The following is a 14642-nucleotide window of genomic DNA, read 5'->3' on the forward strand; positions in this document are numbered from 1 at the left end:
CCCCACCCCTGGGCCCGCCGAGCCGGCCGAAGGGTACGGCAAAACCCTGGCAAACTCCCCCGCTGATAGGCCGAATCACCCGTACGAGCCCCACGAGGGCCGAGAATTGGGATGCGAAACCACCCGCCGACGACAAGAGTGTGACAGTGCTGCTCAGACTGCTCAGGGCGTACCTTCGCCCCTACTCCCGACCGATCGCCCTGCTGGTCGTCCTCCAGCTGGTGTCCACCCTCGCGGCGCTCTACCTGCCGACCCTGAACGCCGACATCATCGACAGCGGCGTCGTCAAGGGCGACACCGGCTACATCATGCGCGTCGGCGCCGTGATGATCGGCGTCACCCTGGTCCAGGCCCTGTGCTCGATCGGCGCCGTCCACTACGGCGCCCACGCCGCGATGGCCTTCGGCCGGGACGTCCGCGCCGCCGTCTTCGACCGCGTGCAGAGCTTCTCCGCCCGCGAGGTCGGCCAGTTCGGCGCGCCCTCCCTGATCACCCGCACCACCAACGACGTCCAACAGGTCCAGATGCTCGCCCTGATGAGCTTCACGCTCATGGTCGCCGCACCCATCATGTGCGTCGGCGGCATCATCATGGCGCTCAACCAGGACGTCCCCCTGTCCGGCCTGCTGCTCGCCGTCATCCCCGTCCTCGGCACCGTCGTCATCCTGCTGGTCCGCTCGCTGCGCCCCAAGTTCCGCAGCATGCAGGTGAAGATCGACACCGTGAACCGGGTGCTGCGCGAACAGATCACCGGCATCCGGGTCATCCGCGCCTTCGTCAAGGACGACCACGAGCAGACCCGCTTCGACGACGCCAACCGCGACCTCACCCACACGGCCCTCCAGGTCGGCCGGCTGATGTCCTTCATGTTCCCGGCCGTCATGTTCGTCGTGAACGCCTCCAGCGTCGCCGTCCTCTGGTTCGGCGCCCAGCGCATCGACAGCGGCGGCATGGAGATCGGCGCGCTCACCGCGTTCCTCTCCTACCTCATGCAGATCCTGATGAGCGTCATGATGGCCACCTTCATGTTCATGATGGTGCCCCGCGCCGAGGTCTGCGCCGAACGCATCCAGGAAGTCCTCGACACCTCCTCCAGCGTCGTCCCGCCCGCCACGCCCGTCACCGAGACGCCCCGCCGCGGCAACCTCGAACTGCGCGACGTCGACTTCCGCTACCCCGGCGCCGAAGCCCCCGTCCTGCGCGGCATCGCCCTCACCGCCCGGCCCGGCGAGACCACCGCCGTCATCGGCTCCACCGGCAGCGGCAAGTCCACCCTGCTCGGCCTCGTCCCCCGGCTCTTCGACGCCACCACCGGCCAGGTCCTGCTCGACGGCGTCGACGTCCGCGACCTCGCCCCCGAGGCCATCGCCGACACCGTCGGCCTCGTCCCGCAGAAGCCCTACCTGTTCACCGGCACCATCGCCAGCAACCTGCGCTACGGCCGGCCCGACGCCACCGACGAGGAACTCTGGCACGCCCTCGACGTCGCCCAGGCCAAGGACTTCGTCGAGAAGATGCCCGAAGGCCTCGACGCCCCCATCGCCCAGGGCGGCAGCAACGTCTCCGGCGGCCAGCGCCAGCGCCTCGCCATCGCCCGCGCCCTCGTCCGCAAACCCGGCGTCTACCTCTTCGACGACTCCTTCTCCGCCCTCGACTACGCCACCGACGCCAAACTCCGCAAGGCCCTCGCCCGCGAGACCTCCGACGCCACCGTGCTCATCGTCGCCCAGCGCGTCTCCACCATCCGCGACGCCGACCGCATCATCGTCCTCGACGAAGGCGCCGTCGTCGGCACCGGCACCCACCACGAACTCATGGCCGACAACCCGACGTACCGGGAGATCGTGCTCTCCCAGCTCACCGAGCAGGAGGCGGCGTGACCAGCCCCGGCGACAAGCCCGACCCCAAGGCCGGCGGCAAGCCCGGCGGCAAGCCCGCGGCCGCCGTCCCCAGCGACTCGCAGGCCGCCGCCGCCCGCCGCGGCCCCGCCGGACCCGGCCGCTTCGCCGGCGGCCAGGGCGCCGAGAAGTCCATGGACTTCAAGAACTCCGGCAGACGCGTCCTCGGCCTGCTGCGCCCCGAACGCGCCCTGCTCTCCGCCATGATCGGCCTCGGCGTGCTCGGCATCGGCTGCGCCGTCATCGGCCCCAAGGTCCTCGGCCACGCCACCGACCTGATCTTCGCCGGCGTCGTCGGCCCCCGCTTCGACCCCGGCCTCACCAAGGCCCAGGCCGTCGCCGGCCTGCGCGCCCACGGCGACAACGGCATCGCCGACGTGCTCTCCTCCGTCGACTTCACCCCCGGCTCCGGCATGGACTTCGGCGCCATCGGCACCGTGCTGCTCTGGGTCCTCGCGATCTACGTCGCCTCCGCCCTGTTCGGCATCGTCCAGGGCCGCCTCGCCACCACCGCCGTCCAGCGGTCCGTCTACCGGCTGCGCCAGGACGTCGAGGCCAAACTCGCCCGCCTGCCGCTCAGCTACTTCGACAAGCAGCCGCGCGGCGAGGTGCTCAGCCGGGTCACCAACGACATCGACAACATCGGCCAGTCCATGCAGCAGACCATGGGACAGGTCGTCAACTCGCTGCTCACCGTCGTCGGCGTGCTCGCGATGATGTTCTGGATCTCCCCGCTGCTCGCCGCGATCGCCCTGGTCGCCGTCCCGCTGTCGGTCGTCGTCGCCGCCAAGGTCGGCAAGCGCGCCCAGCCCCAGTTCGTCCAACAGTGGGCGTCCACCGGAAAGTTGAACGCCCACATCGAGGAGATGTACACCGGGCACACCCTGGTCAAGGCGTTCGGCCGCCAGCGCGAGGCCGCCGAGACCTTCCGCGAGCACAACGAGGCGCTCTACCAGGCCAGCTTCAAGTCCCAGTTCATCTCCGGGATCATCCAGCCCGCGATGATGCTGATCGGCAACCTGCAGTACGTGCTCGTCGCCGTCGTCGGCGGCCTGCGGGTCGCCAGCGGCGCCCTGTCCATCGGCGACGTGCAGGCGTTCATCCAGTACTCCCGGCAGTTCAGCCAGCCGCTCACCCAGGTCGCCAGCATGGCCAACCTGGTGCAGTCCGGCGTCGCCTCCGCCGAGCGCGTCTTCGAACTCCTCGACGCCCCCGAGCAGACCCCCGAACCGGCCATGCCCGAGAAGCCCGACGCGATCCACGGCCGGGTCGCCTTCCAGGACGTCTCGTTCCGCTACGACCCCGACAAGCCGCTCATCGAGGACCTCTCGCTCAAGGTCGAACCCGGCCAGACCGTCGCCATCGTCGGCCCCACCGGCGCCGGCAAGACCACCCTCGTCAACCTGCTGATGCGGTTCTACGAGGTCAGCTCCGGGCGGATCACCCTCGACGGCGTCGACATCGCCGCGATGTCCCGCGAGGAACTGCGCTCCGGCATCGGCATGGTCCTCCAGGACACCTGGCTGTTCGGCGGCAGCATCGCCGACAACATCGCCTACGGCGCCCAGGGAGCCACCCTCGACCAGGTCGTCGAAGCCGCCAGGGCCGCCCACGTCGACCGCTTCGTGCGCACCCTGCCGGACGGCTACGACACCGTCATCGACGACGAGGGCGCGGGCGTCAGCGCCGGCGAGAAGCAACTCATCACCATCGCCCGGGCGTTCCTCGCCCAGCCGTCCATCCTGGTCCTCGACGAGGCCACCAGCTCCGTCGACACCCGCACCGAGGTGCTGATCCAGCGGGCCATGGCCCGGCTGCGCGCCGGCCGCACCAGCTTCGTGATCGCCCACCGGCTCTCCACCATCCGGGACGCCGACGTGATCCTGGTGATGGAGAACGGCTCGATCGTCGAACAGGGCTCGCACGACGAGCTGATCGCCGTCGACGGCGCCTACGCCCGGCTCTACCAGGCCCAGTTCGCCGAGGCCGTGGCCGAGGTCGACTGACACCGCACTGCGCGACGAGCCGGGGCGGACGGTCCCGCCCCGGCTCGTCGCGCCCCCGGCCCTTCGCCCCGGCGCCCCCAGGCGCTACCTTGGGCCCGTGATCGACCACCGGGCCACCGACGACACCGACCCGTTCGAGACGAACCGCCGCTACCTGGGCTCCGTCGCCTACCGGCTGCTCGGCTCCTTCACCGACGCCGAGGACGTGCTCCAGGAGGCCTGGCTGCGCTGGCAGGCCGCCGACCGCGCCGCCGTCGACGACCCGCGCGCCTTCCTCACCACCGTCGTCACCCGGCTCTGCTACGACCAGCTCGGCTCCGCCCGCGCCCGCCGCGAGGCCTACTACGGCGAGTGGCTGCCCGAGCCGTCCGTCTCCTACGCGAGCACCCCCGACTCCCCCGCCGAACTCGCCGAACGCGGCGAGTCCGTCTCGCTCGCCCTGCTCGCCGTCCTCGAACAGCTCACCCCCGCCGAGCGGGCCGCGTTCGTGCTGCACGACGTCTTCGCGGTCGGCTTCGAGGACATCGCCGCCTCCCTCGACCGCACCCCCGACGCCACCCGCCAGCTCGCCTCCCGGGCCCGCCGCCGCGTCCGGGACGGCGGCCGGCACGCCAGCGCCGACCCGGCCGCGCACCGGCGGGCCGTCGAGGCCTTCGCCGACGCCAGCACCCGCGGTGACATCCTCGGCCTGATGGAGGTCCTCGACCCGGACGTGGTCTGGCACTCCGACGGCGGCGGCATCGTCCGCGCCGGCGTCCGCCCCGTCCTCGGCTCCGAGAAGGTGGCCCGGCTGGTGGGCGGCCTGGTCGCGAAGTGGTTCACCCCCGAGCACGGCCTCGACCTCGCCCTGGTCAACGGCGAACCGGGCCTGGTCTGGTACGACCGGCCCACCGGCACCGTCGCCGGCGTCCTCGCCTTCACCGTCGCCGACGGGCGGATCACCGAGGCCTACGTGGTGGTCAACCCGGAGAAGCTCGGCCGCATCACCCCGATCGGCTCCTGACCGGTCCGCTCCTGACCGGTCGGCTCCTGACCGGTCAGCTCGCGACCGGCGTGTGACGCGGGTCACCGTCACACTCCGGCCGGCCGCGTCGTCCCCCTCCCGAACAGCGCTCCGCAGGGGCGCACCCCCGCAAGGAGGCGGACGAGATGAGCACCACCACCGAGCAGCGGATCGTCGTCCTGGGCGCCGGATACGCCGGACTCACCGCGGCCAAGGGCGCCGGCCGGCACCACGACGTCACCCTGGTCGCCCCCGAGCAGCGGCTCCTGCACCGCATCCGCCAGCACGAGACCGCGGCCGGCCGCGGCCGCGACTGGCCCGCCATCGCCGACCTGGCCCGCGGACGACGCATCCAGCACCGGCGCGCCAGGGCCGTCGAGCTCGACCTGGACGGCCACAAGGCCGTCCTCGACGACGGCACCGTCCTCGGCTACGACACCCTGGTCTACGCCCTCGGCAGCCGCACCGCCTGGCACGGCGTCCCCGGCGCCGCCGAGCACGCCCACCCCGTGGAGCGCGCCGCCGAGGTCCGGCGCCTGATCCGCGACGCCGACCGCCCCGGCACCCTGGCCGTCGTCGGCGGCGGCGCCACCGGCATCGAACTGGCCACCGAACTCGCCGAGGCCCACCCCGACTGGCGGGTGCGGATCGTCGCCGCCGGCCAGGTCGGCGGCGGCTACTCGCCCAAGGGCCGCGCCCACATCCGCAAGGTCCTCGACCGGCTCGGCGTCGCCGTCCACGAGGACGCCACCGTCACCGAGGTCACCCCGGACGGGCCGCGCACCACCGCCGGCCCGATCACCGCCGACCTCACCCTGTGGGCCGCCTCGCTGGAACCCCACCCGCTGGCCGCCGAGGCCGGACTGGCCGTGGACGAGCGCGGCCGGGCCCTCGTCGACAACCACCTGCGGTCGCTCTCGCACCCCGACGTCCACGTGGCCGGCGACGCCGCCGCCGTCACCCTCCCCGGCATCGGCACCCTGCGGATGGGCTGCGCCACCGCGCTGCCCATGGGCCAGTACCTCGGCAAGCTGCTCGACGGGCGCACCGACGAGCCGTTCGGCTACCGGTACGTCGTGCAGTGCCTGAGCCTCGGCCGGCGGGACGGGCTGCTGCAGCTGGTCCACCCGGACGACTCGATGAAGCCCACCGTCCTCACCGGCACCGCGGGGCGGCTGGCCAAGGCCGGGATCGTCGGCTTCGTGCTCGGCGCGCTCAAGTAGGCCCTGTCCGGTCGCCGGGCGGGGGCCCGGGAACGCGCGAGGGCCCGGGCGTGCTGCCCGGGCCCTCGCGTTCACACCGTTACTTCTTCTCCTTCGGCGCCTCGGCGTCGGTGGAGAGCGCGGCGATGAAGGCCTCCTGCGGGACCTCCACCCGGCCGACCATCTTCATCCGCTTCTTGCCCTCCTTCTGCTTCTCCAGGAGCTTGCGCTTGCGGGAGATGTCGCCGCCGTAGCACTTGGCGAGGACGTCCTTGCGGATCGCGCGGACCGTCTCGCGGGCGATCACCCGGGAGCCGATCGCGGCCTGGATCGGCACCTCGAACTGCTGGCGGGGGATGAGCTTCTGGAGCTTGCCGGCCATCATCACGCCGTAGCCGTAGGCCTTGTCCTTGTGCACGATCGCGGAGAACGCGTCCACCGCGTCGCCGTGCAGCAGGATGTCGACCTTGACCAGGTTGGCGGTCTGCTCGCCGATGGGCTCGTAGTCGAGCGAGGCGTAGCCGCGGGTCTTGGACTTCAGCTGGTCGAAGAAGTCGAAGACGATCTCGGCGAGCGGCAGGGTGTAGCGCAGCTCGACGCGGTCCTCGGACAGGTAGTCCATGCCCTGCAGGGCGCCGCGGCGGGACTGGCACAGCTCCATGATCGCGCCGACGAACTCGTTGGGCGCCAGGATGGTGCCGCGCACGATCGGCTCGTACACCTCGGCGATCTTGCCGCTCGGGAACTCGCTCGGGTTGGTGACGGTGTGCTCGGTGCCGTCCTCCATGATCACCCGGTAGATCACGTTCGGGGCGGTGGAGATCAGGTCGAGGTTGAACTCGCGCTCCAGGCGCTCCCGGATGATCTCCAGGTGCAGCAGGCCGAGGAAGCCGCAGCGGTAGCCGAAGCCGAGCGCGACCGAGGTCTCCGGCTCGTACACCAGGGCGGCGTCGTTGAGGCGCAGCTTGTCCAGGGCGTCGCGCAGCAGCGGGTAGTCCGAGCCGTCCAGCGGGTACAGGCCGGAGAACACCATCGGACGCGGGTCCTTGTAGCCGCCCAGCGGCTCGGTGGCGCCCTTGTTCTGCGAGGTGATCGTGTCACCGACCTTGGACTGCCGGACGTCCTTCACACCGGTGATGATGTAGCCCACCTCGCCGACGCCCAGGCCGTCCGCGACCTTCGGCTCGGGCGAGATGACGCCGATCTCCAGCAGCTCGTGGGTGGCGCCGGTCGACATCATCGCGATGCGCTCGCGCTTGGTGAGCTGGCCGTCCACGACACGGACGTAGGTGACCACGCCGCGGTAGGCGTCGTACACCGAGTCGAAGATCATCGCGCGGGCCGGGGCGTTCTTGACGCCGACCGGGGCCGGGATGGTGTTGACGATGTGGTCGAGCAGGTCCTCGACGCCCAGGCCCGTCTTGGCGCTGACCTGCAGCACGTCCGAGGGGTCGCAGCCGATGATGTGCGCGATCTCCGCGGCGTACTTCTCCGGCTGGGCGGCCGGCAGGTCGATCTTGTTCAGGACCGGGATGATCGTGAGGTCGTTCTCCAGCGCCAGGTACAGGTTGGCGAGGGTCTGCGCCTCGATGCCCTGGGCCGCGTCGACCACCAGGATGGTGCCCTCGCAGGCCGCCAGGGAGCGGGACACCTCGTACGTGAAGTCCACGTGGCCCGGGGTGTCGATCATGTTGAGGATGTGCGTCGTCCCGGCACCCGGCCCGGTCTTCGGGGCCCACGGGAGGCGGACCGCCTGCGACTTGATGGTGATGCCGCGCTCGCGCTCGATGTCCATCCGGTCGAGGTACTGGGCACGCATCTGCCGCGGGTCGACGACGCCGGTGATCTGCAGCATCCGGTCTGCGAGCGTCGACTTGCCGTGGTCGATGTGGGCGATGATGCAGAAGTTGCGAATCAGCGCCGGGTCGGTACGGCTGGGCTCTGGCACATTGCTGGGGGTCGCGGGCACCTTGGTCCGATTCTCCGTTGGTCCGGGGCCGGGGGTGTCCCGATCATCGCTGACCGGCTATCCCGGGGACCGGACGGTCTCGTCCGATCGAAATAGTTCCTCCCATCTTCCCACGACCGCGGCACGGCCCGCCGTTCGGGCACCTCGCGGCCTTCCGCCGCCCGCCTCCCGGCGGCAGGATGGCCACCCATGATCCTCGAAAGCGCACTGCTGGACGTCCTGCCCGGCCGGGAGGACGAGTTCCTCGCCGCCTTCGCCGAGGCCCGCCCGCTGATCGCCGTCCAGCGCGGCTTCCGCTCCCTGGAACTGCGCCGCTGCCTCGACGAGGGGCGCGGCTCGCGCTTCCTGCTCCAGGTGGAGTGGGAGACGTTGGCCGACCACACCGAGGGGTTCCGCGGCTCCGCCGAGTACGGGCGGTGGCGGGAGCTGCTGCACCGCTTCTACCGGCCGTTCCCCGAGGTCGAGCACTACGGGGAGCCGGTGCTGAGCGCGTAGTCGTGGGGCCGCGTGCGGGCCGCCGTGCCTGCTGCTGTGCCTGCTGCTGTGCGGGCGGCCGCGCGTGCTGCCCGGTTTGGGCCGGGGAGCGGCCCCCTGGTAGCGTGGTCAGCTGCACCTGGCCCCGGCATGCCCTCTCAGCCTGACCGAAGGCCGCCGGTGCGGAACCCGTTCAACTTTTCACAGACTGAGGCTCCTTCGTGGCGAACATCAAGTCCCAGATCAAGCGCAACAAGACCAACGAGAAGGCGCGCCTGCGCAACAAGGCCGTCAAGTCCTCGCTGAAGACCGCTCTGCGCAAGGCCCGTGAGGCCGCTGCCGCCGGCGAGACCGAGAAGGCCGTCGTGCTGGCCCGCGCCGCCTCCAAGGCGCTGGACAAGGCCGTGAGCAAGGGCGTCATCCACGCCAACCAGGCCGCCAACAAGAAGTCGGCCATCACCAAGCACGTCGCCTCGGCCGCCCAGGCCTGACGTCGCCCCGGGGGCTCCGGCCCCCACCCCGCCCCGGAAACGACCCGGCCCTCTACCCGGTCCCCGAGGCGGACGAGAACTCGCACCGCACGCGGCCTGCGTTCGCCACGCGGGTGCGGTGCACACAGCAGTGCGGCAGGCGCCGCGGCAAGCCCCTTCCCCAGGGGCGGCCGCGGCGCCTGTCGCTTTGCGGGCCCGGGCCCTAAGGTCGGTCCCGCACCGCCACAGGGCGTCGAGGCGCAGGGGAGCGCCGGTGCGCCGGACCAGAGGGGGACTCCATGACCATGCCGCCGCCATCGCCGAACGGGCCCGGGTACGGCTACCCGCAGCAGACGCCCGGGACGCCCGGGCCCGCGGGCTTCGGGCCGCCGCAGCCGGCGGCCGGTGCGGCGGGTGCGGGGGGTGTAGCGGGTGCGCCGGGTGCGGCGGGAGGCTCGGACAGCGGCGCGGGCAGACCGGCCCGGGGCGGCAGCCTGCGCCGCAACGCCGTCTGGGCCTTCGTCGGCGCCGTGCTCGCCTCCAGCGGCTGGGCCGCCGCCGTCACCCTCGTCCCCGACCTGGTCCAGAGCGACACCTCGCCGCGCAGCGTCAGCGCCTTCAAGCTCTCCGACGACTTCTGCGCCAGCGGCAAACCGCAGGAACTCCTCCGGCTGTACAAGATCCCGGACAGCAGCCCGCCGTACAAGCACACCGACCGGCACGCCAACCTGGACACCATGGTCTGCTCCATGACGCTGGAGCGGAACAGCCCGAGCACCGACGACGCCCAGTACGCCGCCTCCTACATGCGCGCCGACCTGCACAAGGCCGTCAACCCGGCGCCCGAGTTCGCCGCCAGCAAGGACGCCTACCGGCAGCGGAACTACCAGCTCACCGACATCCCCGGCCTCGGCGACGAGGCCTACTTCGCGTACCTCGACGAGACCGGCACGGGCGGCGCCGACAAGACCTGGCACAACGTCCACGCCGAGGTGAACGTCCGCGACGGCGGGATGACCTACTTCTTCTCCTGGAGCGGCAGCTACTCGGAGGGCAAGACCAAGGTCCCGAGCAAGGAGGACCTGCGCGTCGCCATGCAGACCGACACCTGGGCGACCACCCGCTCCCTGCGCACGTAGGCGCGGGAGGACCGTCCGGCCGCCCGGCCCGCGGGCCCCGTCAGTACGACGGGCGGGAGCCGGCCCGGGCGGCGCGGGCCACCGCGACCACCGCACGCTCCAGCGCGTACGCCGGATCGTCCGAACCGCCCTTGACCGCCGCGTCCGCCTGCGCGATCGCGGTCAGCGCGGCCGCCACGCCGTCGCCCGTCCAGCCGCGCATCTGCTGGCGCACCCGGTCCACCTTCCACGGCGGCATGCCCAGCTCCCGGGCCAGATCACCCGGGCGCAGATTGCGCCCCGCCGTCGCCAACCGGCCGATGCTGCGCACCCCGGACGCCAGCGCGTAGGTGATGCCGGTCGGCGGCTGGCCGACCGCCAGCGCCCAGCGCAGCCGCTCCAGCGCCTCCGCCGCCCGGCCGGTCACCGCCAGGTCCGCCACCTCGAAGCCGGTCGCCTCCGCCCGGCCGCTGTAGTAGCGGGCCACCACCGTCTCGTCGATCGCGCCCTCGACGTCCGAGGTCAACTGGCTGCACGCGGCCGCCAGCTCGCGCAGATCGCTGCCCAGCGCGTCCAGCAGCGCCTGGCAGGCCTCCGGCGTGGCCGAGCGCCCCAGCGTGCGGAACTCGCCCTTCACGAACGCCAGCCGCTCGCCCGCCTTGGTCAGCTTCGCGCAGGCCACCTCGCGCCCGCCCAGCTTGCGCCCCGCGTCCAGCAGGCCCTTGCCCTTGGCCCCGCCCGCGTGCACCAGCACGACGATCACCTCGTCGGCCGGCGCCTCCAGGTAGGCCTTCAGCTCCTTCACCGCATCCGCCGAGAGGTCCTGCGCGGCCCGGACCACGATCACCTTGCGCTCGGCGAACAGCGACGGCGTGGTCAACTCGGCCAGACTGCCCGGCTGCAGGCCACCGGGCGGCAGATCCCGCACATCGGTGTCCGGGTCCGCCGCCTTCGCCGCCGCCACCACCTGGGCGACCGCGCGGTCCAGCAGCAGCTCCTCCTGGCCGACCGCGAGGGTCAGCGGGGCGAGCAGGTCGTCGGGTGCACTCTTCCTGGCCATCGCCTACCAGCATCCCACGGGCCGCGGACACTCCCCCGCGCTCCGACTCCGGCCGTCCGGCCTGGAGAATGGTCCGGTGACCGAGAACCACCACCCGGCCGGCCTCCCGGCCGTCGACGACCCGTACGCGCGCCAGCTGCTCGTCCTCCCGGACCGCGACACCGCCGAGGAGACCGCCGAAGAACTCGCCGCCGCCCAGCCCGACCTCGACGAACCCGAGATCGTCCGCGACGCCCTGGCCGGCGAGGACGACGCCGAGGACGCCCAGTGGCTCCTCGTCCTCGACGCCCCGGACGGCGGCTGGACCCCGGCCCTGCTCCACGCCCTCGACACCCTCGCCGCCGCCCACGAAGGCTGGCGCGAAGAGGCCTGAGCAGCACCGGCGCCGCCGGCGCCCTCCGCCGGCGCCTCCACTCCGCCCACGCCCTCACCGACATCCGCACCGCCCCACGCCCGCTTCCGGGAAAGCGCCCTCGACGGCAAGATCGCCATCACCTTCCGACCCCCGGCCCCGGCGTGCCGCGGCACCGCCCGGCGGCACGCCGGAGCTCCCGGCGAATCCCCAAGTACCGTGGTGAGGAGCCCAGTCGGTGAGAAATCGGTAAGACGCCCGGCCCCCGCACACACGAGCCCGGCACCGTTCACCTGCCCGCCGCCGCCGGTACACCGACGACTCCCACCCTGGGGGCGCACCGCCGCAGCCACCTCCCCTCCCCGCCCACAGGAGCCCTCCGTGACCCGTCGCTATGTTCGGCTGGCCGCCACCCTCGGCGCCGCCGGTGTGCTCGCCGGATCCACCGTCGCCCAGGCAGCCGCCGCCCAGGCAGCCACCGAGGAGGGCCGCGGCGCCCACGCCCAGCACGTCCTCCTGGTCTCCGTCGACGGCCTGCACCAGTCGGACCTCACCTGGTTCGTGGCCCAGCACCCCCAGTCGGCCCTCGCCCGACTCGTCCACGGCGGCGTCGAGTACACCCACGCCGCCACCACCAACCCCTCCGACTCCTTCCCCGGCATGGTCGCCCAACTCACCGGCGGCGGCCCCGGCACCACCGGCGTCTACTACGACGACAGCTACGACGCCGCGCTGCTCCCCGCCGGCACCACCGACTGCACGAACGCCAAGCCCGGGGCCGAGGTGGACCTCACCGAGAACCTCGACCGGAACCAGGACGCGCTCGACGCCGGCCAGGGCCTCACCGGCCTGCCCGGCTCCATCCTGCGGATGACCGGCTGGCCCCAGACCCTGCTCGACCCGGCCAAACTCCCGGTCGACCCGCACACCTGCAAGCCCGTCCAGCCGCACTCCTACCTCCGGGTGAACACCGTCTTCGAGGTCGCCCGCCAGGCCGGGCTGCGCACCGCCTGGTCCGACAAGCACGCCGCCTACGACATCCTCAACGGCCCCTCCGGCGAAGGCATCCAGGACCTCTTCACCCCGGAGATCAACAGCAGGGCCACCGGGTACAGCGGCGACTGGACCAAGGACAACCAGGCCACCGAGCAGTACGACACGTACAAGGTGCAGGCCGTCCTCAACGAGATCGACGGCTACGACCACAGCCGCACCGCACCGGTCGGCACCCCGGCCGTCTTCGGCCTCAACCTCCAGTCGGTCTCCACCGCGCAGAAGCTCAAGACCTCAGACGGCCTCCAGGGCGGCTACGCCACCAAGGGCGTGCCCGGGCCGCTGCTCGCCAAGAACCTGGAATTCGTCGACCGGCAGATCGACGCGCTCACCCGCGAACTGCGCAAGCAGCACCTGGACGGCTCCACCACCGTCATCCTCTCGGCCAAGCACGGCCAGTCCCCGACCGACCCGACCGCGCTCAACCGGATCGACGACGGCCCGCTGCTGGACGGCCTCAACGCCGCCTGGAAGGCCGCCCACCCGGGCTCCGGCGCGCTCGTCGCCCACGCCGTCGACGACGACGGCGTGCTGCTCTGGCTGAACGACCGCTCCTCCGCCGCCACCCAATTCGCCACGACCTACCTGCTGGCGCAGAACGGCAACGGCGTCGACATCGGCGGCAAGGCCCGCCCGTTCACCCGCAGCGGCCTCGAAACGGTCTACGCCGGCGAGGAGGCCGCCGACCGCTTCCACGTCGCCCCGGGCGACTCCCGGGTGCCCGACGTCTTCGGCGTCGCGCAGTACGGCGTCGTCTACACCGGCGGCAGCAAGATCGCCGAGCACGGCGGCGCCCACGCCGACGACCTCGACGTGCCGCTGGTCGTCTCCGGCGCCGGCACCCCGGGCGGCGTCCGCTCGGACGAGAAGGTCGAGACCAAGCAGATCGCGCCGACCATCCTGAAGCTGCTCGGCCTCCAGCCCCACGCACTGCAGGCCGTCCGCGAGGAGCACACCAAGGCGCTGCCGGTCCGCTGACACCCGGCCGGGCCACCTCGTCCTGTTCCAACCTGGCGCGCACAACGACCAGTTGGAAGAATCGGCAGCTGCAGCAGCACCCGCGGCGGCACACCGGACGGGCGGCGGAGGGCACATGGTCTACCGGTTCCACTTCACCGGCGCCGACCTCGCCCGCACCCGCGTCGCACCGTCCGTCCCGCCGCTGGAAGAGCTCAGCATCGCGCTGCGCGTCCTCCAGGACCGCAACCAGGCCCTGCGCTTCGGCACCTGGCGCCGCGAAGTCTGGGCCCGCCTGCCGCCCGGGGCGCGCATGGTGCTCGACCTGACACCCCGGCACGGCTGGACGCCCGGCTTCCTGAGCCCCAGGGGGCCGGGCGGCGTCCCCGAGCTGCTGGAGCAGGTCGCCGCCACGCCGACCACGCGGCTCCGGACGACCCTGGCCCAGATCGCCGAGCGGCAGCGCCTGCCCGGCTGGGCCGCCCGGCTGGGCGACAGCCCCGAGGCACTGCGGCAGCTCGTCGACGCCCTCGGCCAGGTCCACGCGGTCGCCCTGGCCCCGTACTGGCCCCAGGTCACCGCCCAGATCGCGGCCGACCGGGCCGTCCGGTCCCACGACCTCCTGCACGGCGGCGTCGAACGGCTGCTGCACGGGCTCTACCCGCCGCGCATCCGGTGGCGGGCACCCGTCCTGGAGGTCGACCTGGTCTCCGGCCTGGAGGGCGACGTCCACCTCGAAGGCCGCGGCCTGCTCCTGGTGCCGTCCGTGTTCGCCACCCAGGCACCCGTGGTGAACCCGGACGCCGAACCCCAGCCCGTCCTGACCTACCCCGCCCACCGCGACGAGCAGGCCGGACCCCTGACCCTCACCACCCGCACCGCGCCCCACGACACCCCGGCCCCACTCACCGCCCTGCTGGGCCGCACCCGCGCCGCCGTCCTGCACGTCATCGCGCAACGCCCCGGCTGCACAACCGGCGAGATCGCCACGGCCCTGGCCATCGGCCCCTCCGGCGCCAGCCAACACGCCACCATGCTGCGCGAAGCCGGCCTGATCACCACCCTCCGCCACCACAACAC

Annotated in this window: 12 protein-coding genes; 10 read left to right on the plus strand and 2 right to left on the minus strand. The window is 72.5% G+C overall.

From position 1 onward, the window contains the following. Window positions 1–146: 146 nt before the first annotated feature. From VM95_RS35195 to VM95_RS35210, 4 genes are all read left to right on the plus strand, one after another. Window positions 147–1880 (plus strand): ABC transporter ATP-binding protein, encoded by a 1734-nt coding sequence (locus VM95_RS35195; protein ID WP_107073193.1) that lies wholly within the window; start codon window positions 147–149, stop codon window positions 1878–1880. Then, a complete protein-coding gene (locus VM95_RS35200) occupies window positions 1877–3904 on the plus strand; it encodes an ABC transporter ATP-binding protein (RefSeq protein ID WP_045704833.1) in 2028 nt (675 codons plus the stop codon). The genes VM95_RS35195 and VM95_RS35200 overlap by 4 nt, the downstream gene beginning before the upstream one ends. A gap of 97 nt (window positions 3905–4001) precedes the next feature. Then, window positions 4002–4907 carry an RNA polymerase sigma factor SigJ gene (gene sigJ / locus VM95_RS35205; protein ID WP_244179074.1) on the plus strand — a complete coding sequence of 302 codons (906 nt, stop codon included), beginning with the start codon at window positions 4002–4004 and terminating at the stop codon, window positions 4905–4907. 146 nt (window positions 4908–5053) lie between these two features. Then, entirely contained in the window at window positions 5054–6130 is a 1077-nt protein-coding gene (locus VM95_RS35210; protein WP_045704835.1) for an NAD(P)/FAD-dependent oxidoreductase, read from the plus strand. 79 nt (window positions 6131–6209) lie between these two features. On the opposite strand, the gene lepA is transcribed toward VM95_RS35210, so the two are convergent. Next, window positions 6210–8078, minus strand: coding sequence for a translation elongation factor 4 (lepA, locus tag VM95_RS35215; protein ID WP_078861039.1), 1869 nt, complete (start codon window positions 8076–8078; stop codon window positions 6210–6212). Window positions 8079–8267: 189 nt separating this feature from the next. Here lepA and VM95_RS35220 point away from each other — a divergent pair, with 189 nt between their 5' ends. The 3 genes from VM95_RS35220 to VM95_RS35230 all read left to right on the plus strand — a co-directional run bounded on the left by VM95_RS35220 (window position 8268) and on the right by VM95_RS35230 (window position 10161). Continuing rightward, a complete protein-coding gene (locus VM95_RS35220; protein ID WP_045704839.1) occupies window positions 8268–8573 on the plus strand; it encodes an antibiotic biosynthesis monooxygenase family protein in 306 nt (101 codons plus the stop codon). Window positions 8574–8773: 200 nt separating this feature from the next. Beyond that, window positions 8774–9043: a 30S ribosomal protein S20 gene (rpsT, locus tag VM95_RS35225; RefSeq protein WP_045704842.1), complete on the plus strand. Its 270-nt coding sequence runs from the start codon at window positions 8774–8776 to the stop codon at window positions 9041–9043. Window positions 9044–9321: 278 nt separating this feature from the next. Continuing rightward, window positions 9322–10161: a hypothetical protein gene (locus VM95_RS35230; RefSeq protein WP_045704844.1), complete on the plus strand. Its 840-nt coding sequence runs from the start codon at window positions 9322–9324 to the stop codon at window positions 10159–10161. A 40-nt stretch (window positions 10162–10201) separates the two neighbouring features. Here the strand turns inward: VM95_RS35230 and holA are convergent, their stop codons facing one another. Next, a complete protein-coding gene (gene holA / locus VM95_RS35235; protein WP_045704847.1) occupies window positions 10202–11200 on the minus strand; it encodes a DNA polymerase III subunit delta in 999 nt (332 codons plus the stop codon). 76 nt (window positions 11201–11276) lie between these two features. On the opposite strand from holA, the gene VM95_RS35240 reads away from it, so the two are divergent. From VM95_RS35240 to VM95_RS35250, 3 genes are all read left to right on the plus strand, one after another. After that, complete coding sequence (locus VM95_RS35240; protein ID WP_045704849.1) at window positions 11277–11573, plus strand: hypothetical protein; 297 nt, start codon at window positions 11277–11279, stop codon at window positions 11571–11573. Window positions 11574–11933: 360 nt separating this feature from the next. Continuing rightward, window positions 11934–13583, plus strand: a complete 1650-nt coding sequence (locus VM95_RS35245) for an alkaline phosphatase family protein (protein ID WP_045704851.1) — start codon at window positions 11934–11936, stop codon at window positions 13581–13583. Between the two features lie 115 nt (window positions 13584–13698). Then, the coding region (locus VM95_RS35250; RefSeq protein ID WP_045704853.1) for an ArsR/SmtB family transcription factor at window positions 13699–14642 on the plus strand (944 nt) is incomplete at its 3' end.

It is taken from the genome of Streptomyces rubellomurinus (genome assembly GCF_000961885.1).
Taxonomy (GTDB): domain Bacteria; phylum Actinomycetota; class Actinomycetes; order Streptomycetales; family Streptomycetaceae; genus Kitasatospora; species Kitasatospora rubellomurina.

What these genes read in the sequence shown, in the direction of transcription:
- VM95_RS35230 (WP_045704844.1), top strand. Translation starts at nt 9,322, where the DNA reads ATGACCATGCCGCCGCCATCGCCGAACGGGCCCGGGTACGGCTACCCG.
- holA (WP_045704847.1), bottom strand. Translation starts at nt 11,200, where the DNA reads ATGGCCAGGAAGAGTGCACCCGACGACCTGCTCGCCCCGCTGACCCTC.
- VM95_RS35210 (WP_045704835.1), top strand. Translation starts at nt 5,054, where the DNA reads ATGAGCACCACCACCGAGCAGCGGATCGTCGTCCTGGGCGCCGGATAC.
- VM95_RS35220 (WP_045704839.1), top strand. Translation starts at nt 8,268, where the DNA reads ATGATCCTCGAAAGCGCACTGCTGGACGTCCTGCCCGGCCGGGAGGAC.